Annotated in this window: 20 protein-coding genes; 13 read left to right on the forward strand and 7 right to left on the reverse strand. The window is 70.2% G+C overall.

Going from position 1 to position 23,222, the window contains the following annotated elements; all coding sequences use genetic code 11:
* Positions 1–250: 250 nt before the first annotated feature.
* The gene (locus AB0N06_RS33080; RefSeq protein ID WP_366138385.1) at positions 251–1,882 is read right to left on the reverse strand and encodes an ABC-F family ATP-binding cassette domain-containing protein; all 1,632 of its coding nucleotides are present in this window, start codon (positions 1,880–1,882) and stop codon (positions 251–253) included.
* A gap of 311 nt (positions 1,883–2,193) precedes the next feature.
* On the opposite strand from AB0N06_RS33080, the gene AB0N06_RS33085 reads away from it, so the two are divergent.
* A complete protein-coding gene (locus AB0N06_RS33085) occupies positions 2,194–2,376 on the forward strand; it encodes a hypothetical protein (RefSeq protein ID WP_366138386.1) in 183 nt (60 codons plus the stop codon).
* Between the two features lie 17 nt (positions 2,377–2,393).
* On the opposite strand, the gene AB0N06_RS33090 is transcribed toward AB0N06_RS33085, so the two are convergent.
* On the reverse strand, positions 2,394–2,810 hold the full coding sequence (locus tag AB0N06_RS33090; RefSeq protein WP_366138387.1) for an SsgA family sporulation/cell division regulator: 417 nt from the start codon (positions 2,808–2,810) through the stop codon (positions 2,394–2,396).
* Between the two features lie 185 nt (positions 2,811–2,995).
* On the opposite strand from AB0N06_RS33090, the gene AB0N06_RS33095 reads away from it, so the two are divergent.
* The 3 genes from AB0N06_RS33095 (at position 2,996) to AB0N06_RS33105 (ending at position 5,419) form a co-directional block, all read left to right on the forward strand.
* Complete coding sequence (locus tag AB0N06_RS33095; RefSeq protein WP_366138388.1) at positions 2,996–4,093, forward strand: oxidoreductase; 1,098 nt, start codon at positions 2,996–2,998, stop codon at positions 4,091–4,093.
* Positions 4,094–4,479: 386 nt separating this feature from the next.
* Positions 4,480–5,157: an endonuclease V gene (locus AB0N06_RS33100; protein WP_366138389.1), complete on the forward strand. Its 678-nt coding sequence runs from the start codon at positions 4,480–4,482 to the stop codon at positions 5,155–5,157.
* 118 nt (positions 5,158–5,275) lie between these two features.
* Positions 5,276–5,419, forward strand: coding sequence for a hypothetical protein (locus AB0N06_RS33105; protein ID WP_366138390.1), 144 nt, complete (start codon positions 5,276–5,278; stop codon positions 5,417–5,419).
* Between the two features lie 46 nt (positions 5,420–5,465).
* On the opposite strand, the gene AB0N06_RS33110 is transcribed toward AB0N06_RS33105, so the two are convergent.
* Positions 5,466–6,656, reverse strand: a complete 1,191-nt coding sequence (locus AB0N06_RS33110) for a saccharopine dehydrogenase NADP-binding domain-containing protein (protein WP_366138391.1) — start codon at positions 6,654–6,656, stop codon at positions 5,466–5,468.
* Positions 6,657–7,055: 399 nt separating this feature from the next.
* Here AB0N06_RS33110 and AB0N06_RS33115 point away from each other — a divergent pair, with 399 nt between their 5' ends.
* The 6 genes from AB0N06_RS33115 to thrS all read left to right on the forward strand — a co-directional run bounded on the left by AB0N06_RS33115 (position 7,056) and on the right by thrS (position 14,405).
* The gene (locus AB0N06_RS33115; protein ID WP_366138392.1) at positions 7,056–8,198 is read left to right on the forward strand and encodes a CaiB/BaiF CoA-transferase family protein; all 1,143 of its coding nucleotides are present in this window, start codon (positions 7,056–7,058) and stop codon (positions 8,196–8,198) included.
* A complete protein-coding gene (locus tag AB0N06_RS33120) occupies positions 8,198–8,326 on the forward strand; it encodes a hypothetical protein (protein WP_366138393.1) in 129 nt (42 codons plus the stop codon). Before AB0N06_RS33115 ends, AB0N06_RS33120 begins: the two co-directional genes overlap by 1 nt.
* A 10-nt stretch (positions 8,327–8,336) precedes the next feature.
* The gene (locus AB0N06_RS33125) at positions 8,337–9,479 is read left to right on the forward strand and encodes an acyl-CoA dehydrogenase family protein (RefSeq protein ID WP_366138394.1); all 1,143 of its coding nucleotides are present in this window, start codon (positions 8,337–8,339) and stop codon (positions 9,477–9,479) included.
* Between the two features lie 36 nt (positions 9,480–9,515).
* Complete coding sequence (locus tag AB0N06_RS33130) at positions 9,516–10,730, forward strand: acetyl-CoA C-acetyltransferase (protein WP_366138395.1); 1,215 nt, start codon at positions 9,516–9,518, stop codon at positions 10,728–10,730.
* A 38-nt stretch (positions 10,731–10,768) separates the two neighbouring features.
* The gene (locus AB0N06_RS33135) at positions 10,769–12,940 is read left to right on the forward strand and encodes a 3-hydroxyacyl-CoA dehydrogenase NAD-binding domain-containing protein (protein ID WP_366138396.1); all 2,172 of its coding nucleotides are present in this window, start codon (positions 10,769–10,771) and stop codon (positions 12,938–12,940) included.
* A gap of 241 nt (positions 12,941–13,181) precedes the next feature.
* Positions 13,182–14,405 (forward strand): threonine--tRNA ligase, encoded by a 1,224-nt coding sequence (gene thrS, locus AB0N06_RS33140; protein ID WP_366138397.1) that lies wholly within the window; start codon positions 13,182–13,184, stop codon positions 14,403–14,405.
* Positions 14,406–14,447: 42 nt separating this feature from the next.
* Here the strand turns inward: thrS and AB0N06_RS33145 are convergent, their stop codons facing one another.
* Positions 14,448–15,179: a MerR family transcriptional regulator gene (locus AB0N06_RS33145; RefSeq protein WP_366138398.1), complete on the reverse strand. Its 732-nt coding sequence runs from the start codon at positions 15,177–15,179 to the stop codon at positions 14,448–14,450.
* 511 nt (positions 15,180–15,690) lie between these two features.
* On the opposite strand from AB0N06_RS33145, the gene AB0N06_RS33150 reads away from it, so the two are divergent.
* Positions 15,691–16,584 (forward strand): oxygenase MpaB family protein, encoded by an 894-nt coding sequence (locus AB0N06_RS33150; RefSeq protein ID WP_366138399.1) that lies wholly within the window; start codon positions 15,691–15,693, stop codon positions 16,582–16,584.
* A 68-nt stretch (positions 16,585–16,652) separates the two neighbouring features.
* Here AB0N06_RS33150 and AB0N06_RS33155 read toward each other — a convergent pair whose 3' ends face one another.
* Positions 16,653–17,459 carry an SAM-dependent methyltransferase gene (locus tag AB0N06_RS33155; protein ID WP_366138400.1) on the reverse strand — a complete coding sequence of 269 codons (807 nt, stop codon included), beginning with the start codon at positions 17,457–17,459 and terminating at the stop codon, positions 16,653–16,655.
* A 179-nt stretch (positions 17,460–17,638) separates the two neighbouring features.
* A complete protein-coding gene (locus AB0N06_RS33160; RefSeq protein ID WP_366138401.1) occupies positions 17,639–19,123 on the reverse strand; it encodes a M1 family metallopeptidase in 1,485 nt (494 codons plus the stop codon).
* 201 nt (positions 19,124–19,324) lie between these two features.
* On the opposite strand from AB0N06_RS33160, the gene AB0N06_RS33165 reads away from it, so the two are divergent.
* Entirely contained in the window at positions 19,325–21,304 is a 1,980-nt protein-coding gene (locus tag AB0N06_RS33165) for a Xaa-Pro dipeptidyl-peptidase (protein WP_366138402.1), read from the forward strand.
* Positions 21,301–22,590: a M14 family metallocarboxypeptidase gene (locus AB0N06_RS33170; protein ID WP_366138403.1), complete on the forward strand. Its 1,290-nt coding sequence runs from the start codon at positions 21,301–21,303 to the stop codon at positions 22,588–22,590. Before AB0N06_RS33165 ends, AB0N06_RS33170 begins: the two co-directional genes overlap by 4 nt.
* A 149-nt stretch (positions 22,591–22,739) precedes the next feature.
* On the opposite strand, the gene AB0N06_RS33175 is transcribed toward AB0N06_RS33170, so the two are convergent.
* A partial coding sequence (locus AB0N06_RS33175) for a helix-turn-helix domain-containing protein (RefSeq protein WP_366138404.1) occupies positions 22,740–23,222 on the reverse strand: 483 nt, incomplete at its 5' end.

A 23,222-nucleotide genomic window follows, 5' to 3' on the forward strand; every position in this document is an offset into this window, starting at 1 on the left:
CGACGCCATCATCGCCCTCGTCATGCTCACCCTCGCCGGCCCCCGCCCCACCCTTCCCGGACGCCAACCCGCCACAGAGTGACCCACTCATACGGCAGGAGAGCCGCTTTTCTGCTGGGCACGGGAGGGCTCCCTACAGTTTTCGGCGTGGGGTGGGGACGGCCCCCGGTGGCGCGTGCTCGGGGCTGTCGGCGTACTCGGAGCAACAGTGGCACAGGGGGCACGGGATCCACCCCGCGTTCCCCGCGGCTCAGAGCTCCGCGGCCACCTCCTCGGCCGTGGTGTCACGCAGTTCTCCGTCCAGCAGCAGCCAGCGCGTGATGCCGAGCGATTCCAGGAACGGCACATCGTGGCTCGCCACGATCAGCGCTCCCTCGTACGATTCCAGAGCGGCCGTCAGCCGGCGCACGCTCGCCATGTCCAGGTTGTTCGTCGGCTCGTCCAGCATCAGCAGCTGCGGTGCCGGTTCCGCCAGCAGCAGCGCCGCCAGTGCCGCACGGAATCGTTCCCCGCCCGACAGCGTCCCCACGGGTCGGTCCGCCCGGCCCCCCTTGAACAGGAAGTGCGCCAGCCTCGCCCTGATCCGATTGCCCGTGGCATTCGGTGCGAATCGCGCCACGTTCTCCACCACGCTCAGTCCGTCGTCGAGCACGTCCAGACGCTGCGGAAGAAAGCCCAGCGGCAACTGGGGTGTCGCCTCGCCGGACACCGGTGCCAGCTCACCGGCAATGGTCCGCAACAGCGTCGTCTTGCCCGCGCCATTGCGGCCCACAAGCGCGATCCGCTCAGGGCCCCGCAGCTCGAACCCGCCGCTCACCCGTGCCCCGTACGCAAGTTCCAGATCGCGCAGTACGAGCACACCCTGGCCCGGATGCACCTTGGTGTGCGGCAGCTCGACCCTGATCTCGTCGTCGTCCCGCACCGCCTCGACGGCTTCGTCGAGGCGCTCCTTCGCCTCCGCCAGCTTCCCGGCGTGCATCACGCGATGCTTGCCGGCCGACTCCTGAGCGGCCCGCTTGCGGTTGCCCATGACGATCTTCGGCTCGCGCTTGTTGTCCGACATCTTCTGCCCGTAGCGCTTGCGTCGAGCCAACTTGACCTGGACCTCTGCCAGTTCACGCTTCTGTCGCTGCACGTCGGCCTCGGCGACCCGCACCATGCGCTCGGCCGCCTCCTGCTCGACGGCGAGCGCCTCCTCGTACTCCGAGAGATTCCCGCCGTACCAGGTGACGGATCCGTCCCGCAGATCCGCGATCTGGTCGACCCGCTCCAGGAGTTCACGGTCATGGCTGACGACGACCAGGACACCCGCCCAGGCGTCGACCGCCTCGTACAGCCGCCTGCGCGCGTACAGATCCAGATTGTTCGTGGGCTCGTCGAGCAGCAGCACCCCGGGGCGGGCCAGCAGCAGCGCGGCCAGGCGCAGCATCACGCACTCGCCGCCCGACATCTCGCCGATCGTGCGGTCGAGCCCGATGTGACCGAGGCCGAGCTGATCGAGCGTCGCGCGGGCGCGCTCCTCCACGTCCCAGTCGTCGCCGACGGCCGCGAACTGCTCCTCGCGGACGTCACCCGCCTCGATGGCGTGCAGAGCGGCCCGGGTACCGGCGATGCCCAGGGCCGCATCGACCCGCAGCGCCGTGTCCAGGACCAGATTCTGCGGCAGATAGCCGATCTCGCCCCGGGTCCGGATGTGGCCATCGCTGGGGGTGAGTTCACCCGCGATCAGTCGCAACAGGGTGGACTTTCCACAGCCGTTGAGGCCGATGAGACCGGTCCTGCCGGGGCCCACGGCCAGCTGGAAGTCGTCGAAGACCCCACTGCCGTCGGGCCAGGCGAAGGAGAGCGACGAACAGGCGATATGAGTCATGGGGGTAGACATACGGATCTCCCGGTTGCGAGGAAGGCAGAGGGCAACGGGTGAGACACCGGTCACGGGCGGTCCATGGACATGGCCAAGGAGGAGCCCCGGTCGCGGAGGACGGCTCGAAGAGCTGAGGTCACACTCGGGCGCGCAGACATGACAGACATGACAGACCCGAACGGGCACGCACTGTCCGGACACGGCTTGCAACGCGGTGTCTCACGACCTCAGACGAGCAACGTCCTTCTCCGATCCGACGACAACAAGGACGTCACAGACGGTACGACGGGACCTCGCGCCCCGGCAATCGATTTACGTTGATCCCGGCCGTGCCGGTCCTGCTGCCCGGCACCACCGGGCCGGCGATCGGAGCGGCCACCTGCGCCGAGGCCGAATGCCGGTTCACCGCCTGGGACGTCTGCCGCGGCACACGGCAGGGGAGCCGCCGGATCGCGGGGGCGTACCGGGTACTGACCCCGTGCGCCGGAGCCTGGTGGAGATCAAAGCCGTGAAGAAGGACTGACCGGGCTCAGCACGGCCCGCCGAGCAGGTCCGTCAGACTTCGGTCGAGGTCCAGGAACCGGTGCTCCTGCCCCGACGGGACCAGTTCCTCGGCGCGCCCGAGGAAGCGACGCAGCTCCGCCGTGTGGACATGCACCATGGCGATGCCCTCGGCGGCATGGAATTCCAGGACCGTACGGTCGTAGCCGAACGGCCTGATCCGGACGTCCCCGACCCCGGCCGCTCCTTCCATTCCTGCCGCCAGCAGTTCGCGGGAGAACTCCCAGGACACGTCGGTGCCCTCCAGGGTTGCCGGCGCAGGGAAGGCCATGCGCACGGCGAACGGATCCCTGCAGTCGTACTGCAAGGTGGCGGGAAGGGTCTCCATCCGCGGCGCGGATGCGACCATGCGGGCCTGCACGGACTGCTCGATAACGCTGGACAAGACCTGCTCCCTCTTGCGGCCAGATGAACGGTTCCCGGCACTGGCAGAGACGACGGAACTTCCCGATCCGTGCTCGGGCGAAGGAGTGAGCTGCGTCACCGCACCGCACTGCCTTCGATGCACGTGATCGCGTGGCGGCGGCGCACTCTGGACGGCGTACTGCCCGTGCGTTAGCTTCCTGCGCCATGAGGTCCAAGGGGAAGACGACACGACTGATGGCATGGGGACTGTGCGGGGCGGCGCTGACCGCGGCACTGGTCACGCCGGCAGCGCAAGCAGCGCCGGGGCAGCGGCACGAACCCGGCGACCGGACGGGCTGGACACTCACGGAGACGGGAACCGACGCCCGCTTCCGCGGCCTCTCCGCCGTCACCCGCCGTACCGCCTGGGCCGCGGGCTCGAAGGGCACGGTGCTGCGCACCTCCGACGGCGGCCGTCACTGGCGCGACGTGTCGCCGGCGGGAGCGGCGGAGGCGGGACTGGAATTCCGTGACATCGAGGCGTTCGACGCGCGGCGTGCGGTGGCGCTGGCCATCGGTGAGGGCGAGGCGTCGCGGGTGTTCCGTACGGACGACGGTGGAGCGACCTGGATCGAGTCCTACCGCAATACCGATGCCCGTGCCTTCTACGACTGCCTCACCTTCTTCGACAGCCGCCACGGGCTCGCCATGAGCGATCCGGTCGACGGCCGGTACCGGATCCTGTCCACGGCGGACGGCGGCCGCAGCTGGAACGTACTGCCCACAGCGGGGATGCCGGCCGCCCAAGCGGGCGAGGCGGGCTTCGCCGCCAGCGGCCAGTGCCTGGTCAGCTCGGGGCCGAAGGACGTCTGGCTGGCGACCGGCGGGGCAGCCACCGCACGGGTGCTGCACTCCGCCGACCGGGGGCTGACCTGGACGGCCACCGAATCGACGATCCCGGCCGGGGACCCGGCCCGCGGCGTCTTCGGTCTCGCCTTCCGCGACCGTACGCACGGCATTGCCGTCGGCGGCGACTACCGCGCCGGCCAGGCCTCTCCGGACGCCGCGGCCGTCACGGGCGACGGAGGCCGGACCTGGCAGCGGTCCACCACCCCGCCGACCGCCTACCGTTCCGGCGTTTCCTGGGTCCCGCACACCCGCTCCACGGCACTCGCCGTCGGGCCGACCGGGACGGACCTGACGACGGACGGCGGCCGCACCTGGCACACCGTCGACACGGGTTCGTACGACACCGTGGACTGCACGCAGGACGGCGGCTGCTGGGCGGCGGGGGAGAAGGGGCGGATCGCCCGGATGAACTAGGGCGTGTTTCGAAAGTCCCGCCTGCCGGGCGGCGTCTGGCACGCACGCTCGCTGCGTTGTCGGGCTCGCCCCGATACACCCAGTATCGGGGCGACCCTCCGCCTTGCGATCGCACGCACCAGACACCGCCCGGCCCGCCCTACGGGCGGACAACGCTCCTTTCGAAACACGCCCTAGTGCCGTGACCGGCAGTTTTTGCCCCGTGAGGAGCGTCGTCCGGTGCGTCGTCCCAAAGCTGGCCGGCCATGGACGCCGCGGCGGCTGTGCCGGCGCCGGACTGCCAGCGGATTCTGGATGTGGTGGAGGAGCGGGTCACGGCGGGCCAGGGACCGCTCAAGGCCAGGGAGATCCCCCCAATTGCCGGTCGGTCTACGCTGGATGGCACTATGACGACGCTCCGCACACCGGCCGACGCAGCCGAAGCCCGCGCCATCCAGGACACCCTCCGCGCCCGCGTGGTGCTGGACGAGCCGGGGCCGCCGCCCGGCACCGGACGGGTGACCGGTGTGGACGTCGCCTACGACGACGAGCGCGACCTCGTCGTGGCCGCGGCGGTCGTGCTCGACGCGGCCACCCTCGACGTCGTCGCCGAGGCCACCGCCACCGGCCGGGTGACCTTCCCGTACATCCCGGGGCTGCTCGCCTTCCGGGAGATACCGACCGTGCTGGCCGCGCTGGAATCCCTCCCGGTCGACCCCGGCCTCGTCGTCTGCGACGGCTACGGCAGGGCGCACCCGCGCCGCTTCGGGCTCGCCAGCCACCTCGGCGTCCTCACCGGACTGCCGGTCATCGGCGTCGCCAAGAATCCGTTCACCTTCACGTACGAACAGCCGGGCCCCCGGCGCGGCGATTTCTCCCCGCTCGTCGACGGGGACGAGGAGGTGGGCCGGGCGCTGCGCACCCAGGACGGCGCCAAGCCGGTGTATGTGTCCGTCGGCCATCGGACCGGTCTGGACAACGCCTGCGCGCACACACTCCTGCTGGCCAGGGACTTCCGCCAGCCGGAGACCACCCGCAAGGCCGACGCACTCTGCGGTCGGGTCCTCCGGGAGGCGACCGTCTGAGCGTCCGACGGCGCCTGCGTCCGAGTATCTGAGCTTGTTCCTTTTGGCAGACCATAAGGAACAAGCTGAGTATGTGTACGGATACCACTGGCCGATCATGAACGGCACTCTTGTGCGTATGACCGATCATCGAACGTCCACACGTGCCGGAACCGTCTACGTCGCCCAGCGGGGCGTCGCCATAGGAATGACTCTCGGGATCCTTGCCGGGGTCGTCTGGACCGTTTCGATGATCTGCACGCTCGCGTCCTGGATGTTCTGACGCCGGGACGACCCCCCTGCCAACAACCGTCCCGGCGCGAATCCGCTCAGCGCGTCGCCGCGACCCGGAAGCTCAGCCCGGCCCCGCGCAGCCGCTCCAGCAGTGCGTCGCCCATCGCGACGGCCGTGGTGACCTGCCCCGATGTGGGCGGGAGTTCGTCCAGGGCGAGACAGAGCGCGGACTGCGCGAGTATCTTCGCCGTCTCGTCGTAGCCGGGGTCGCCGCCGGAGACCTCGGTGAAGACCCGGCGTCCGCCGCCTTCCCCGACGAACCGCACCGTGAACCAGCTGCGCTTCCGGCGCTCCGCGTCCGGGCCCTCACCCGGCTCGTACCGGTCCATCAGCCAGCTGCGCGCGGCGGGCAGCTGCGCGGCGCCCACGAGGGCGCCGATCGCGGCCGTGCCGCCCAGCGCCATCGGCAGCGTCTTCACCGAGGCGAAGTGGCGGTAGCGGAAGTCGGGGCCGTACCGCGCGAGCGCCCGCGCCGAGCGTTCGATGACCTGCGGGTCCAGTGTCGGCAGGGGCAGCGCCCAGGTGCCGGTCTCGGCGCTGAAGTGCGGGGTGCCGAAGCGGGCGCGGGCGCGGCGTCCGACCAGGCGCGGTTCGTGCAGCCGGCGCTCCTGCGCGGCGCGCAGCATCTGCGGGCCGCGGCCCATCGCGGTGAGCGCGGAGGTGAACGTACCGCCGGAGATGACGGCGTTGCTGCGGACGAACCCGTCGATGGTCAGCGGCACGTCCTGCGGCAGTTGCTGGACGGTGAAGTAGACGCCGAGGTCGTGCGGTACGGAATCGAAGCCGCAGGCGTGCACGAGCCGCGCCCCGGTCTCGCGGGCCCGCGCATCGTGCTCCAGGAACATCCGGTCGACGAACTCCGCCTCGCCGGTCAGGTCCGTGTAGTCCGTCCCTGCCTCCGCGCAGGCGGCGACGAGCTGTTCGCCGTACCAGACGTAGGGGCCCACGGTGGTGGCCACCACGTGGGTCGATTCGGCGAGCGCGCGCAGTGAACCGGGGTCGTCGGCGTCGGCGTGCAGCAGCGGAAGGTCCGCGCAGCGCGGATCGATGCCGGCGAGGCGTTCGCGCAGCTTCTGCAGCTTGGCCGGGCTGCGGCCGGCCAGAGCCCAGCGGCAGCCGACGGGCGCGTGGGCGGCGAGATATTCGGCGGTGAGGACACCCACGAAGCCGGTGGCGCCGAAGAGGACTATGTCATAGGGGCGTTTCGCCCCGTTCTGCCTGTTCACAAGTGCCTCCGCAGGGGCCGGCGCCGATGTAGCAGGCAGAGGTTAGCGGAGGGGTTCGTGGCGGTGTGCAGTCGGGCGGCGCTTGTGGGGGAGGATCCTCGAGAAAGAACTGAGAGGCCGCGCACATAGGTGGGGTGGAGGAAGGAGCGGGGCGAGGGGCAAGCCTGGCAAGGCGGAGGAGGGAGGCGACGCGAAGGGGGCCCCTCCCATGCCTTTCGGGCTATGGGGGAGTCGTCGACCGACGACAACGCCGCCAGGCGCCGCCCATCGGCACGCGACGCCGCCCCACCTATGTGCGCGGCCTCTAAGCGCTTGCTCGGCCAAAAGGGTTGTGCGGAGCGGGGAGCATTCTTAGCATCGTCGCTGTTACATCAGTTGTGTCACACCGCTGGGGGTTCGATGGCAACGACAGAGCACGGCCCGCTCGCGGGTGTGCGCGTGGTCGAGCTTGCGGGCATCGGACCCGGCCCGTTCGCCGCGATGCTGCTGGCCGACCTCGGCGCCGACGTCGTGAGGGTCGACCGGCCCGGCGGTGCGGGGCTCGGCATCGACCCCGCGTACGACCTCACCAACCGCAACAAACGCTCGGTGCTCGTCGACCTCAAGGCCGAGGACGGCCCAGATCGCGTCCTGGACCTGGTCGAACGCGCCGACATCCTGATCGAGGGCTACCGGCCGGGCGTCGCCGAGCGCCTCGGCGTCGGCCCCGACGCCTGCCTCGCCCGCAACCCGCGGCTCGTGTACGGGCGGATGACCGGCTGGGGCCAGGGCGGGCCGCTCGCCGAACGGGCCGGGCACGACATCGCGTACATCGCCCTCACCGGCACCCTCTCCATGATCGGCAAGCCCGGCGAGCCGCCCACCGTCCCCGCCAATCTGGTCGGCGACTACGCCGGCGGCTCGCTCTACCTCGTCGTCGGCGTCCTCGCCGCCCTGCAGCACGCCCGCACCCCCGGCGGCGCGGGCCAGGTCGTGGACGCGGCGATCGTCGACGGTGCCGCCCATCTCGCCACGATGATCCACGGGATGCTGGCGGCCGGCGGCTGGCAGGACCGGCGCGGCTCCAACCTCCTGGACGGCGGCTGCCCGTTCTACGGGTCGTACGAGACCTCCGACGGCGAGTACATGGCGGTCGGCCCGCTGGAGCAGCAGTTCTACGACGAGTTCATCAAGCTCCTCGGCATCGAGGACCGGGCACCGGACCGCAGGGATTTCACCCGCTGGGAGGAGCTGCGCGCGGTCGTCGCCGACCGGTTCAGGACCCGGACGCGCACGGAGTGGACCGCGGTCTTCGAAGCCACGGACGCGTGTGTGGCCCCGGTCCTGTCGCTCCGCGAGGCCCCGCACCACCCGCACCTCGCGGCCCGTTCCACCTTCGTCGAACACAGCGGTCTGACCCAGCCCGCCCCCGCACCCCGCTTCTCCGCCACCCCCGTCTCCGTGCGCAGCGGGCCCGCGCAGCCTGGCGCGGACACCGAGGGCGTCGCCCGGGACTGGGACGTACCGAGCATCCACCGGCCCCGGAAGGACACCACCGACTGATGGAACTCTCCCTGCCGCTGAACTACGCGGGCGACCCGCGCGGGGCCTCCGGCGTCACCATGCTCAGCGTCATCCCGGTCGGTCCCGACCCGGCCCGGCTGATCTCCACCGTCAAGAACTGGCTCTAGGGGGCCCGCAGTGCAGCGGCAGATCTTCACCGAGGAGCACGAAGCGTTCCGCGAGACCGTCCGGACCTTCCTGACCAAGGAAGTCCTTCCGCACTACGAGCAGTGGGAGAAGGACGGCATCGTCTCGCGCGAGGCCTGGCTCGCGGCCGGCCGGCAAGGGCTGCTCGGCCTCGCCGTCCCCGAGGAGTACGGGGGCGGCGGCACCACCGACTTCCGCTACAGCGCCGTCCTCGCCGAGGAGTTCACCCGGGCCGGCGCCCCCGGGCTCGCGCTCGGCCTGCACAACGACGTCATCGGCCCCTACCTCACCGGCCTCGCCACCGAGGAGCAGAAGCGGCGCTGGCTGCCCGGCTTCTGCAGCGGTGAGATCATCACCGCCATCGCGATGACCGAACCCGGCGCCGGCTCCGACCTCCAGGGCATCCGCACCACCGCCGAGGACAAGGGCGACCACTGGCTGCTCAACGGCTCCAAGACGTTCATCTCCAACGGCATCCTCGCCGACCTGGTGATCGTCGTGGCGAAGACCACCGCGGAGGGTGGCGCGAAGGGGCTCTCGCTGATCGTCGTCGAACGCGGTGCGGACGGCTTCGAGCGGGGCCGCAACCTCGACAAGATCGGCCAGAAGTCCCAGGACACGGCCGAGCTGTTCTTCAACGACGTTCGCGTCCCCAAGGAGAACCTGCTCGGTGAGCGCGACGGCGCGTTCATCCACCTGATGACCAATCTGGCGCAGGAGCGGATGGGCATAGCGGTCGCCGGCATCGCTGCCGCCGAGTACCTCCTGGAGATCACCACCCAGTACGTCAAGGAGCGCGAAGCCTTCGGGCGGCCGCTCTCCAAGCTCCAGCACATCCGGTTCGAGATCGCCGAGATGGCCACCGAGTGCGCCGTCACCCGGGCCTTCCTCGACCGGTGCATCGTCGACCACTCGGACGGGAAGCTCGACGCCGTGCACGCGTCGATGGCCAAGTGGTGGGCCACCGAACTGCAGAAGCGCGTCGCCGACCGGTGCCTCCAGCTCCACGGCGGCTACGGCTACATGACGGAATACCGGGTCGCCAAGGCGTTCACCGACGGCCGCATCCAGACCATCTACGGCGGTACGACCGAGATCATGAAGGAGATCATCGGCCGCTCGCTGCTTGCCTGACCCCTGACGATCGACCACCCTCGAAAGGCTGCTGTCTTGAGTACCGAAGCGTTTGTCTACGACGCGATCCGCACCCCGCGCGGCCGCGGCAAGGCCAATGGCGCCCTGCACGGCACCAAGCCGATCGACCTCGTCGTCGGCCTCATCCACGAAATGCGCAGCCGCTTCCCGGGCCTGGACCCGGCCGCCATCGACGACATCGTCCTCGGCGTGGTCAGCCCGCTCGGCGACCAGGGCTCCGACATCGCCCGGATCGCCGCCATCGCCGCCGGACTCCCGGACTCGGTGGCGGGCGTCCAGGAGAACCGGTTCTGTGCCTCCGGACTGGAAGCCGTCAACCTGGCTGCCGCGAAGGTCCGTTCCGGCTGGGAGGACCTGATCCTCGCCGGCGGTGTCGAGTCGATGTCCCGGGTGCCGATGGGCTCCGACGGCGGCGCCTGGGCGATGGACCCGATGACCAACTACGAGACCGGCTTCGCCCCGCAGGGCGTCGGCGCCGACCTCATCGCCACCATCGAGGGCTTCTCGCGCCGCGACGTCGACGAGTTCGCCGCACTCTCCCAGGAGCGGGCCGCCGAGGCCTGGAAGGACGGCCGCTTCGCGCGCTCCGTCGTCCCGGTCAAGGACCGCAACGGCCTCGTCGTCCTCGACCACGACGAGCACATGCGCCCCGGCACCACCGCCGACTCGCTGGCCGCGCTCAAGCCCTCGTTCGCCACCATCGGCGAGCTGGGTGGTTTCGACGCCGTGGCGCTGCAGAAGTACCACTGGGTCGAGAAGATCGACCACGTCCACCACGCAGGCAACTCCTCCGGCATCGTGGACGGCGCCGCGCTCGTCGCCATCGGCAACAAGGAGACCGGCGAGCGGTACGGACTCACGCCGCGTGCCCGGATCGTCTCGGCCGCGGTCTCCGGCTCCGAGCCGACCATTATGCTGACCGGCCCGGCGCCCGCCACCCGCAAGGCCCTCGCCAAGGCCGGACTCACCATCGACGACATCGACCTCGTCGAGATCAACGAGGCGTTCGCCGGTGTCGTGCTGCGCTTCGCCCGGGACATGGGGCTCTCCCTCGACAAGATCAACGTCAACGGCGGCGCCATCGCGCTGGGTCACCCGCTCGGCGCCACCGGCGCGATGATCCTCGGCACCCTCATCGACGAACTGGAGCGCCAGGACAAGCGGTACGGCCTCGCCACCCTCTGCGTCGGCGGCGGCATGGGCGTCGCCACCGTCATCGAGCGTCTCTGACCGTCCCCGGCCACCCCTTGCCTACGGAGAACACCGCAATGACCGAGAGCACGACCATCCGCTGGGAACAGGACGAGACCGGCGTCGTCACCCTCGTACTCGACGACCCCAACCAGTCCGCCAACACGATGAACCAGGCCTTCAAGGACTCCATCGCGGTCATCGCCGACCGCGCGCAAGCCGAGAAGGACTCCATCCGCGGCATCATCTACACCTCCGCCAAGAAGACCTTCTTCGCGGGCGGCGACCTCAAGGACATGATCAAGGTCGGTCCCGAGAACGCCCAGGACGCCTTCGACGTCGGCACCGCCATCAAGAACTCGCTGCGCCGCATCGAGACCCTCGGCATCCCCGTCGTCGCCGCCATCAACGGAGCGGCCCTCGGCGGCGGTTACGAGATCGCGCTCGCCTCCCACCACCGCGTCGCCCTCGACGCGCCCGGCTCCCGCATCGGACTGCCCGAGGTCACCCTCGGCCTGCTGCCCGCGGGCGGCGGCGTCACCCGCACCGTACGCCTCATGGGCGTCGCCGACGCGCTGCTGAAGGTCCTCCTCCAGGGCACCCAGTACACCCCGAAGCGCGCCCTGGAGAACGGCCTCGTCCACGAGGTGGCGGCCACGCCCGAGGAGATGCTCGACAAGGCCCGCGCCTTCATCGACGCCCACCCCGAGTCCCAGCAGCCCTGGGACGTCAAGGGCTACCGGATCCCCGGCGGCACCCCGTCGAACCCGAAGTTCGCGGCCAACCTGCCCGCCTTCCCGGCCAACCTGAAGAAGCAGCTCGGGGGCGCCCCCATGCCCGCGCCCCGCAACATCCTGGCTGCCGCCGTCGAGGGCTCCCAGGTCGACTTCGAGACCGCGCTGACCATCGAGGCCCGGTACTTCACCGAACTCGTCACCGGCCAGATCTCGAAGAACATGATCCAGGCGTTCTTCTTCGACCTCCAGGCCGTCAACTCCGGCGCCAACCGCCCCAAGGGCATCGCGGAGCGCCAGGTCACCAAGGTCGCCGTCCTCGGCGCCGGGATGATGGGCGCCGGGATCGCGTACTCCTGCGCCCGCGCCGGCATCGACATCGTCCTCAAGGACGTCTCCATGGAGGCGGCCGCCAAGGGCAAGGCATACAGCGAGAAGCTCCTCGCCAAGGCGCTCTCCCGGGGCCGCACGACCGAGGCGAAGCGCGACGAACTGCTGGCCCGCATCACCCCGACCGGTGACCCTGCCGATCTGGCGGGCTGCGACGCCGTCATCGAGGCGGTCTTCGAGGACACCGCGCTCAAGCACAAGGTGTTCCAGGAGATCCAGGACATCATCGAACCCGACGCGCTGCTCTGCTCCAACACCTCGACCCTGCCGATCACGGTCCTTGCCAAGGGCGTCACGCGCCCTGCCGACTTCATCGGCCTGCATTTCTTCTCGCCCGTCGACAAGATGCCGCTGGTCGAGATCATCAAGGGCGAGCAGACCGGCGACGAGGCACTGGCACGCGCCTTCGACCTGGTACGCCGGATCCAGAAGACGCCGATCGTCGTCAACGATTCGCGCGGCTTCTTCACCTCGCGCGTCATCGGCCAGTTCATCAACGAGGGCGTCGCCATGGTCGGCGAGGGCGTCGAGCCCGCGTCGGTCGAGCAGGCCGCGGCGCAGTCCGGCTACCCGGCCAAGGTCCTCTCGCTGATGGACGAGTTGACGCTGACCCTGCCGCGCAAGATCCGCAACGAGACGAAGCGCGCGGTCGAGGAGGCGGGCGGCACCTGGGCCGGGCACCCCGCGGACGCGGTCATCGACCGGATGGTCGACGAGTTCGGACGCACCGGACGCAGCGGCGGCGCGGGCTTCTACGACTACGACGAGGACGGCAAGCGGGCCGGGCTGTGGCCGGGGCTGCGCACGCACTTCACCAGGACGGATGCCGATGTCCCGTTCGAGGACATGAAGGAGCGGATGCTCTTCTCCGAGGCACTGGACAGCGTCCGCTGCCTGGAGGAGAACGTCCTCATCTCGGTCGCCGACGCCAACATCGGCTCCATCATGGGCATCGGCTTCCCGCCGTGGACCGGGGGCGTGCTCCAGTACATCAACGGGTACGAGGGCGGCCTGCCCGGCTTCGTGGCGCGCGCCCGGGAACTCGCCGAGAAGTACGGCGACCGGTTCCTGCCGCCCGCGCTGCTGGTGGAGAAGGCCGAGAAGGGCGAGACCTTCCACGACTGACCGGCGCCCCCCGCGGACCACGTACCGCCCGGAGGCTGCGCTATCCGCACCCTCCGGGCGGAAAATACCGGGTGGACAGCGGGACACCCTGCTACCGTCAGCGTCATGAAGCGCGCTGCCATGACGACGACGCCGGAGAGTGTCCCGGCGCGCTGACAGATGTCTCAGTCCGAAGCCCCGGGGCGAGTGCCCCGGGGCTTCGGCTTGCGGCCACTCGCCCGATGACCGCGAGGAGACCGCCATGCACGACCACCGCAAGCTCGGCCGCGAACTGGGCCTTTTCGACACCGACCCGCTGATCGGCGCGGGACTTCCCTACTGGCTGCCCGACGGGGCGACCGTGCGGCACACCCTGGAGGAGTACATCCGCGCCGCCGAGCGGCGGGCCGGCTACCGGCATGTGTACTCGCCGGTGCTGGGCAAGCGGGAGCTGTACGAGATCTCCGGGCACTGGTCGCACTACAGCGACGACATGTTCCCGCCGATGGACCTGGGCTCGGAACAGGTCGTCCTGCGGCCGAGTCTCTGCCCCCACCACGCGGTGATCTACCGCTCCCGCTCCCACAGCTACCGCGAGCTGCCGCTGCGCCTGGCCGAACTGGGCGGCATGTACCGCTCCGAACTCTCCGGCGTGCTCGGCGGACTGACCCGCGTCCGCGCCATCCAGCTGAACGACGCGCACATCTTCTGCACCCTGGACCAGGTCGCCGACGAGGCACGGGCCGCCCTGGAGATGATCCGCAGTGCGTACGCGGCGCTCGGTATCCGCCCGGCCCGCTACCGGCTCTCCCTCCCCGGCCCCGGCGGCAAGTACGTGGCCGCGCCCGAGAAGTGGCGGCGGTCCACCGCCCTGCTCACCGAGGTACTCGACCGCTCCGGCCTGCCGTACGACTCGGCGGAGGGCGAGGCCGCGTTCTACGGCCCGAAGATCGACGTCCAGGTCACCGACGGTGCGGGCAGGGAATCCACCCTGTCCACCGTCCAGGTCGACTTCCACCAGCCCGAGCAGTTCGACCTGCACTACATCGGCGCGGACGGTGCGAAACACCGGCCGGTCATGGTCCACCGCAGCATCATCGGCAGCGTGGAGCGGGCCGTCGCCCATCTCATCGAACAACACGGCGGCGCGTTTCCGGCCTGGCTCGCCCCGACCCAGCTGGCGATCCTCCCGATCTCCGAGGCCGAGCTGCCCCACGCCGAGGCGCTGGCCCGGCGCTGCACCGACCTCGGGCTGCGGGCCGACATCGCCGGACCGGAACGGGGCACCCTGGGCGCACGCATCCGCGAGGACCGCCTGGTGCCGTACCAGGCCGTGATCGGCGCCAGGGAAGCCGTCGACGACCACGTCGCCGTACGGCTGCGCGACGGACGCCGCCTCGACCCGCAGCCCGCCGACGTCTTCCTCGAACGGATCGGCGCGCTCATCGACGCCCACAGCACCGACCTGTGGGACGACGCTCCCTGACGGACCATCCACCGGCAGTGAGCCCCTGTCGCCGGCGGGGGCTCACTCCGCCGTGAACGCCGCCCGCAGCTCTTCCTTGAGGGACCGCTGGAACGCGGTCACCAGCGCCTGCAGCACCATCGGCTGCATATGCGCCGACAGCGACTTCATCGCCGCCACCTGCTCCGGGTCCGACTCCCGCTCCCGGTACGGATTCCACACCTCGTCCCGGAACAGCCGCGTCAGCTCGTGCGCGGCGGAACGGGTGTGCTCCAGCAGCACCGTGCGGGCCGCGAGGATCGTCTCGTGCGCGATCGGTACGTCGAGCAGCTCGACGCCGAGACGCAGCAGCCCGGGATCGACCCGGTAGCTGCCGGCCGCCGCCTCCGCACGCTCCAGCACGCCCATCGCGGCCAGCCGGTCGATGTCCCCCTCGGTCAGCGCCCGTCCCGCCCGCCGCTCCAGCTCCGCCCGGGTCGCGTGCTCCGCCGAGTCCGGCGCCCAGGACGCCACCAGCGCCCGGTGGATCGCCAGGTCGTGCGCGCTCAGATCGGGCGGCAACTGCTCCAGATAGCGTTCGATCGCGGCGAGGGTCATGCCCTGGTGCTGAAGCTCCTCGATCAGCGCCAGCCGCGAGAGGTGCTCGTGCCCGTAGTGACCGACCCGGCGCGGTCCGATCACGGGGGGCGGCAGGAGCCCACGCGTGCTGTAGAAACGTACGGTGCGTACGGTGACTCCGGCGCGCGCCGCCAGCTCGTCGACGGTGAGCGTCGGCTCCTCGGTTCCGGTCGCCATGTCCGCTCCTCGCTGCTGACCGCTGGGCGCGGCCGTATCCGTTGCATCCATCCGGTTCAACAGTATTGCTGTCTCACCACTGTTGTGACAGTGTCCGACAGCATCGAAGCGCAGCACCACCGTTCCTCACCCGTGTGCGCAGGGCAGTTGGTCCCGGATCCAGCCGCTGATCGAGCAGCGGCTCATGAGCCGGGGGCTACCCGTGACGGTGCACGACTACGGGGACGGGCCCGTCGCGCACCGTGGCTGAACGCTCGTCACCGGTGAGCGGGTGCTCGCCGTGGTCTTCCGTGCATGCGATCCGACAGCGTTCCGGAAGCCCGCGCCCTTCCGGCTGAGGTGGCCTGCCGCGGCATGTGCGCTGTCTGCCGGGTCCGGGGTTGGAGGGCCCCCATCTGCCGGGCTGGATCCAGCCGCCCCTGCCGCTCGCCGGTTCGCCCACGATCGCATACTGGAACACACACCAGCCGGGCACCGGCCCGCACGCCCACCGACCGCTGGGAGCACCCGCATGAGCAGCGAAGTACCCCGGGACAGGGATCGGGAGCGGGACCCCGAGCCGCCGCCGCCCGGCGGAGTGCTGTGGGGCCTCGCCGGGGACGTCCGCGCCCTGCTGATGCTGCCCGCGGCTCTCACCCTCCAGGTTGCGCACCCGGCGGTCGGCGCAGGCGTCGACGAGCACTCGGTGTTCCGTACGGACCCGTGGGGGCGCGGCGAGCGGTCCCTGCGCTCTCTCCAGCTCTGGGTGTACGGGGGCGAGGAAGCAGCCGAGGAGGGGCGCAGGCTGCGGAAGCTGCATCGCACCATCCAGGGCACGGACAGCCGAGGGCGCCGCTATCACGCACTGTCACCCGAGAACTACGCATGGGTGCACGCCACCGGCTTCCCCGTCTACCGGTACGCCACGCGCTATCTCGTTCGCACCCTCACCGAGGCGCAGGAACGGGCCCTGTACCGGGAATGGCTCCAGGTCGGCCGGGTCCTCGGCATCCACGACCGGGACATGCCGCAGTCGATCGAGGAGTTCTGGCCGTACTTTCGCAAGATGCTCGCCGACGAGATCGAGGCGACCGTCGTCGTCGAGGAGCTGGTCGCCACCGACCGGCCGGTACCGCCGCCGGACCGGGGCCCGCTGCCCGTCAGGTTGCTGCTCAAGGCCTTGTGGCCGGTCCTGTTCCCGCCGCTGGCCCGGTTCCGCAGGTTCATCACCATCGGGCTGATGCCGCCGGACGCGCGCGACGCGATCGGTCTGGAGTGGACGGACGCGCAGGAGCAGAAGCTGCGGCGGTTCTGCGGTGTCGTCCGGGTCGTGGTGCCCGTGCTGCCTGAGCGGCTGCGCTATCTGCGGTTCGCCCGCGAGGCGCGGGCGGAGCACCGCAGAGCGGTCCGGCGCGCTTCTCGCTGAAGGTCCACCGGAGTGGACGGGCGGCATGGTCGACGCCGCCCGTCGGGCCTGGGGGCCAGGCGTTCGGATCAGGGTTTGCGCCCGATGCCGCTGGCCGCGTGGCCCTGAGCGGTGTCATCCTGCGGCTGGTCGGGATCGGGCCGCCAGTCCGCCGTCCTGACGACGCCGGGGTCGACCAGGTCCAGACCGTGGAAGAAGCCCGCGATCTGTTCCGGACTGCGCAGGTGGTACGAGCTGGCCGAGTTCGCGTTGTACGTCCTGATGGCCGTGTTCAGCGTTTCGCTCGTGTTCGTACCGTCGCTCAGCGCCAGGTAGCTGCCCGAGGGCAGCGCGGCCATGAGCCGGTCGACGATGGCCCCCGGGCCGTCCTCGTCGGGCAGCTGTCCCATGATCCCCAGCATCGTCAGACCGACCGGCCGACTGAAGTCCAGTGTTCTGGCTGCCTGTTCGAGGATTGTGTCGACGTCCCTCACATCGGCGTCGATGTACGCGCACGAGCCCTCGGGGGCGCCGGCGAGCAGTGCGCGGGCGTGGGTCAGCACGAGCGGGTCGTTGTCGACGTACACCACCCGGCACTCCGGCGCCAGCCGCTGTGCCACCTCGTGGGTGTTGTTGGCGGTGGGCAGGCCGGCGCCGATATCGAGGAACTGGCGTATGCCGGCCTCCGCGGTCAGGAAGTGCACCGCGCGGGCGAGGAACGCCCGTTGCAGCCGGGCGATCTGAGCGAAGTCGGGACATGCCTGCAGGATCATGTCGCCGGCCTCGGCGTCGACGGGGTAGTTGTCCTTGCCCCCGAGGAGGTAGTTCCACACCCGGGCTGAGTGCGGCCGGTCCGTCTGCAGCCTGTCGGTAAGCGAGCGAGAAGGATCATTCATGAACAGAGCTTGGCACAGAGGCGTGCAGCTCAAGCGGATGCCCGCTTGATGAGCTCGTTCGGCGTGCTCGCGGAATCCCCGCGAGCGCCCGGGGCCGCCGAACCGGCACGAACCCTGTCGGCCTGTCCGGCGCCGTCACCCCCGCCCGGGGATGACGGCGCCGACAGTGCTCCGGTGGATCAGCCCCGGTCGTGGATCGTGTTCGTCGCGGCGATCTTCTTCCAGGAGGCGGGCTGCCCGGCGCTCCGCACGGTCCGTGCCGCGCCCGGCGCCGGAGCCTCCGGCCGCGACGGCTGGTACAGCCAGGTGTCGAAGAATTCGGCGAGCGGCGTGCCCGACACCCGCTCCGCGTACGTCACGAAGTCGCTCACCTTCGCGTTCCCGTAGGCATGCTCGGCCGGCCAGCCCTTCAGCAGCGCGAAGAAGGTTTCGTCACCCAGCTTGTTCCGCAGCGCCTGGAGGGCCAGCGCCCCACGGTCGTAGACGGCCCCGTGGAACTGGTTGTCCGGACCCGGGTCTCCGGGCTTCACCGTCCAGAACGCGTCGTCCGCCGGATGGAGGGCGTACGTGTAGTCCGCCAGTTCCTGCGCCGTTCCCTCTCCCTCCTTCTCCGACCACAGCCACTGGCTGTACCGGGCGAAGCCCTCATTGATCCAGATGTCCTTCCAGCCGTCGACGGACACGCTGTCGCCGTACCACTGGTGCGCCAGCTCGTGGACGACCACCGAGACATTCGCGCCATTGGCGAACTGCCTCGGGCTGTAGAACGGCCGGGTCTGCGTCTCCAGAGCGAAACCGCTGGTCACGTTGGGCACGTAGCCGCCGAGCGCGTTGAACGGATACGGACCGAAGACATCCGTGAGCCACTCGGCGACCTCAGTGGTCCGCTCGATGCTGGCGCGCGCCGCCCCGTCGTTGTCGCCGAGGTCCTTGCTGTACGCGTTGAGGACCGGCAGCCCGTCCGCCGTCGTGTCCCTGGTGATGTCGAACTTGCCGATCGCGAGCGTCGCCAGATAGGTGGCCTGCGGCTTGTTGGAGCGCCAGTTGAAGCGCGTCCAGCCGAGTTTCGAACTCTGCGATTGCAGCACGCCGTTGCTGATCGCCTGAGTCCCGTCCGGGACGGACACCGACACGTCGTACGTAGCCTTGTCCAACGGGTGGTCATTGCTGGGGAACCACCACACGGCCGACTCCGGTTCCTGCGCGGCCACGCCACCGTCCGGGGTACGGGCCCAGGCGGTCCAGCCGCCGATCTTCAGCTCGGACGGCTTCCCGGCGTACCGTACGACCACCGAGACAGCTCGGCCCTTCGCCAGGGGGCCGGCCGGCGTGATCTCCAGTTCCTGGGTTCCGCTCTTCGCGTACCGCGCAGTCTTCCCGTTCACCCGCACCTCGGAGACGTCGAGCCCGAAGTCGAGGTTGAAGCGCGAGAGATCCTGGGTGGGGGTGGCGAGGATCGTCGCCGTGCCCTCCAGGAGGTCGGTCGTGGGCTGATACTTCAGCCGCAAGTCGTAGTGGGACACGTCGTAGCCGCCGTTGCCACTGGCCGGGTAATAGGGGTCGCCGATACCCGGGGCGCCCGCGGTGCCTTGGGCGGCCGATGCCGGGATCGCCAGCAGCATGAAGGCCGCGAGTGCGCTCGGGACGATGAGTCTGCGGTGCACGAATGCTCCAAGTCTTCGGGGCGGATGATCTTTCCGGCCGGTCTTTCGACTCTATTCAGCGTTCCCGGGCCTGGTCGTGTCCATGGCCACCCCTGTCACATGATCGCCATTCGGCCGACATGACACCTTGACCTCCTTTCCGTCACATCGGAGTGCGATCGCCCCCTGTCGCACAGGAGTTGACCGGGGTACCTTCCGCAGATGCCGATACGCGCGCGGGGCACCCGCTTGACGTACAGATCGCTGGTGGTGGCGGCCTCGGCCGCCCTGATGACCGTCCTGCTCTCGCCGGCAGGCGCACAGGGCTCGAGCCCGCGGGAGAGCAGAGCCGTCTACTCGTACGGGAACGCAGTCCGTGAGTCCGTCTGGGTGGACACGGGCCTGGACGGCGACGGAGACGGGAAGAGCGACCGTGTCGCCGTCGACATCGTCCGGCCGCGCGAACCCGCACAACAGGGCCGCAAGATACCTGTGATCATGGACGCCAGCCCCTACTACTCGTGCTGCGGGCGGGGCAATGAGAGCCAGTTGAAGACGTACGACACCAACGGCGACCCCGTCCAGTTCCCGCTCTACTACGACAACTACTTCGTCCCGCGCGGCTACGCCTTCGTCGCCGTGGATTTGGCCGGTACCAATCGCTCCGACGGCTGCGTCGACGTCGGTGGCCGCTCCGACATCCAGTCCGCGACAGCCGTCATCGACTGGCTGAACGGCCGGGCCCGCGGCTACACCACCCGCACCGGCACCGAACGCACCTCGGCAGGCTGGTCCAACGGCCGCACCGGCATGATCGGCAAGAGCTACGACGGCACCATCGCCAACGGTGTGGCGGCGACCGGCGTCGACGGGCTGCGGACCATCGTCCCGATCGGTTCCATCTCCTCCTGGTACGACTACTACTTCGCCCAGGGCGCCCCCCTCTACGACGGTGGTCCCGAATGGCTCTCCGACTATGTCGAGAGCCCCGGGGCGCGGGCGCGCTGCGCGGCCGTGCAGCAGAAACTCGTCGACGAGGCGCCCCGTACCGGCGACTGGACGAGTCTCTGGAGCGAGCGCGACTACGTGAAGGACGCGCGCAAGGTGAAGGCCAGCGTCTTCGCCGTGCACGGGATGCAGGACCTCAACGTCCGCACCAAGCACCTCGGCCAGTGGTGGGACGCCCTTGCCGCGCAGGGTGTGGAGCGCAAGATCTGGCTCTCCCAGACCGGCCATGTCGACCCGTTCGACTTCCGGCGCGCCGAGTGGGTCGACACACTGCACCGCTGGTTCGACCACTACCTCCTCGGTTACGACAACGGCATCGACCACGCACCGATGGCCGACATCGAACGCCACCCCGACCAGTGGTCCACCGACAAGGTCTGGCCGCCGCGCAGCACCGCCGCCACCACCATGCACCCCGGCACCGGCACCGAACCCGGTGTCGGCACCCTCACCCGGAGGACCGCCCGGCCCGGCGCCACCGAGACGTTCACCGACGACCCGAAGCAGAGCGAGACGGACTGGGCCGCCGACCTGGACCGGTCCACGGACGCCAAGGCCGGGTTCCTCACCGCGCCGCTCGCCCAGGACCTGCGGCTCTCCGGCTCGTCGAAGGTGACCGTCACCGCGACCCCGACCACCTCGACCGCCCATCTCTCGGCTGTCCTCGTCGATGTCGGCCCCGACACCATCCGGGACTACGGCGCATCCGGCGAAGGCATCAGAACCCTCACCGACCGCACCTGCTGGGGTGCGAGCACGGCCGGCGACAGCTCCTGCTTCAAGGCGACGACGGCCAGGACCGCCGCCGTCGACCGGACCGTCTTCAGCCGCGGCTGGGCCGACCTCGGTACGTACGCCTCCGCAGGCAAGGGCCGCCCGCTCACCCCGGGCAAGCGCTACACGATCACGGTCGATCTGGCCGCGAGCGATCACGTGGTGCCGGCCGGACACCGCCTCGCCCTGATCGTCGCGGGCACCGACCAGGACCTCATCGATCCGCCGGCCTCCACCCCCACGCTCACCCTCGATCTGGCGCGCACGTCCGCGAAGCTGCCGTTCGTCGGCGGCGCCGCAGCGTTCGTACGCGCCACCGCGGGCCCCGCGCACGCGGTAGCCACCCCCCACGCATCCCGTCCCGAAGGCGTGGCACCGCCGCGTCCCGCACTCCGTATCCCGGGAGGCAGCCGCTCATGACACCCCGTATCCCGTTCGCCCGCAACCTCGCCATCGCCGTCGCCGCGACGGCGCTGGCCGTCCCCCTGGCCGCCGCGCCGGCCGAGGCCGCGCCCACCCCGCCCCGTACCGGCTTCGAGACCAGCAACGGGGCCCACTGGACCGGCCAGCCCGAGGAGCAGTCCTTCCTCGCCGCCGTCGACCGGGGCAGCGACCGGGTCTCCGTCGACCGGATCGGCGCGACGAAACAGGGCCGCCCGCTCCAACTCGTTCGCATCGGCAACCAGCACGCGGCCACCACGGTCCTGCTGATCTGTAGTCAGCACGGCAACGAACCGTCCGGCCGCGAGGCGTGTCTGACCACCATTCGCGATCTCGCGTACGCCGAGGACCGGGCGACCCGTACTTTCCTCTCGCACACCGATGTCCTCGTGGTGCCCACCGCCAACCCCGACGGGCGCGCCGCGAACACCCGGGGCAATTCCGACGGCGTCGACATCAACCGCGACCACATCGCCCTGCAGACTGCCGAGGCGCGCGCCATGGCAGCGGTCATCCGCGACCGGAAGCCCGAGGTGATCTACGACCTGCACGAGTACGGTGCCACCCCGCCGTACTACGACAAGGACATGTTCGTCCTCTGGCCCCGCAACCTCAACGCCACCGACCGGGTGCACAACGAGTCGCAGACCCTGGCGGAACAGTACGTGCGGCCCACGGCCAAGGACGCCGGTTACAGCAGCGGTCTCTACGGGATCTGGACCGACCCGGTCACCGGAGACCCGATCAAGCAGACGGCGGGCGACGGACAGGAGCGCATCCTGCGCAACACCTCGGGCATCAAGCACGCGGTGGGTCTGCTCATCGAGTCCCGCGTCGATGCGCTCACCGACGCCGAGAAGGCCGACCCGGCCCTCAACAGCCGACGCCGCGTCGACTCGCAACTCGTCGCGCTCGACGGTCTGCTCCGCTTCACCGACGAACGACGCGGTCCCATCGGCGCCGCCACCGCCGCGTCCCGTGCGGCCGGGTACGCCGACCGCGGTCCCGTCTACCTCGGGGGCGCGGACAACGAACCGGCCGAACCCGTCAAGATCCTCCAGGACCCGCCGTGCGGTTACCGCCTGAGCGCCGCCCAGTTCGCAGACGTCAAGGACGAACTCGCCCTGCACGGCGTCACGTCCCGGCCCGACGGTGACGGAGCGTACGTACCGTTGCGGCAGTCGGCCCGGAATCTGATTCCGCTCCTCCTGGACGAGCGGGCGACCTATCACCTCACAAGCGGTCAAGCCGATACGGCTTGTTGATCCCACGAACCATGTGAGGCGTGTGGCACTGCCTACGGACTGGGATCGAATCCGTGTCCCGGGGTGTTGGTTCATGCCGGGTGGCGCTGTCTTTGCAGGCCGAGGCCACCCGGCAGGACCGCCGAAGCGGACCTTGGGTACCTCATGTGTCACTGTCCGCTCACGCATGGCTCACGAACGAAGAGCTTGCAGCGGGGCCGGTATCCGAATCCACGGTCTCTTGGCACCAAGGCGATTCGATCGGTCGCGGCCCTTGGGCCCAGGGCGCGATTGCGGACGGCGGGGCCCGGCCGCTCAGGTGGCCGGCGACGCGGCATCGCCATGACGACGACCGGATGGCGCGCCGGGTCGAGGAGGCGGAGCAGCCGCTCCACGTGCGGGCGCGAGAGGCCAATGCAGACGTCCTCGACCCGGTCCAGCAGGATCGAAGGAGGCCGGCCCGGACGCGGCTCGTCGGCCAGTCCGTCGAGGCGGTCTTCGGTGAACCGTGCGCGCCAGCGGTTCACCGTCGCCTGAGCGACACCGAGTTCGGCCGCGACCTGCACGTTTGTCGCACCATCCGCGCAGGCCAGCACGATCTTCGCCCGCAGCGCGAGGTACTGGGCCGTCTTCGCCCGCCTCGCCCAGCGGGT

Origin of the sequence: Streptomyces sp. NPDC051020, from assembly GCF_040683105.1 — a bacterium.
In the GTDB taxonomy this organism is placed as follows: domain Bacteria; phylum Actinomycetota; class Actinomycetes; order Streptomycetales; family Streptomycetaceae; genus Streptomyces.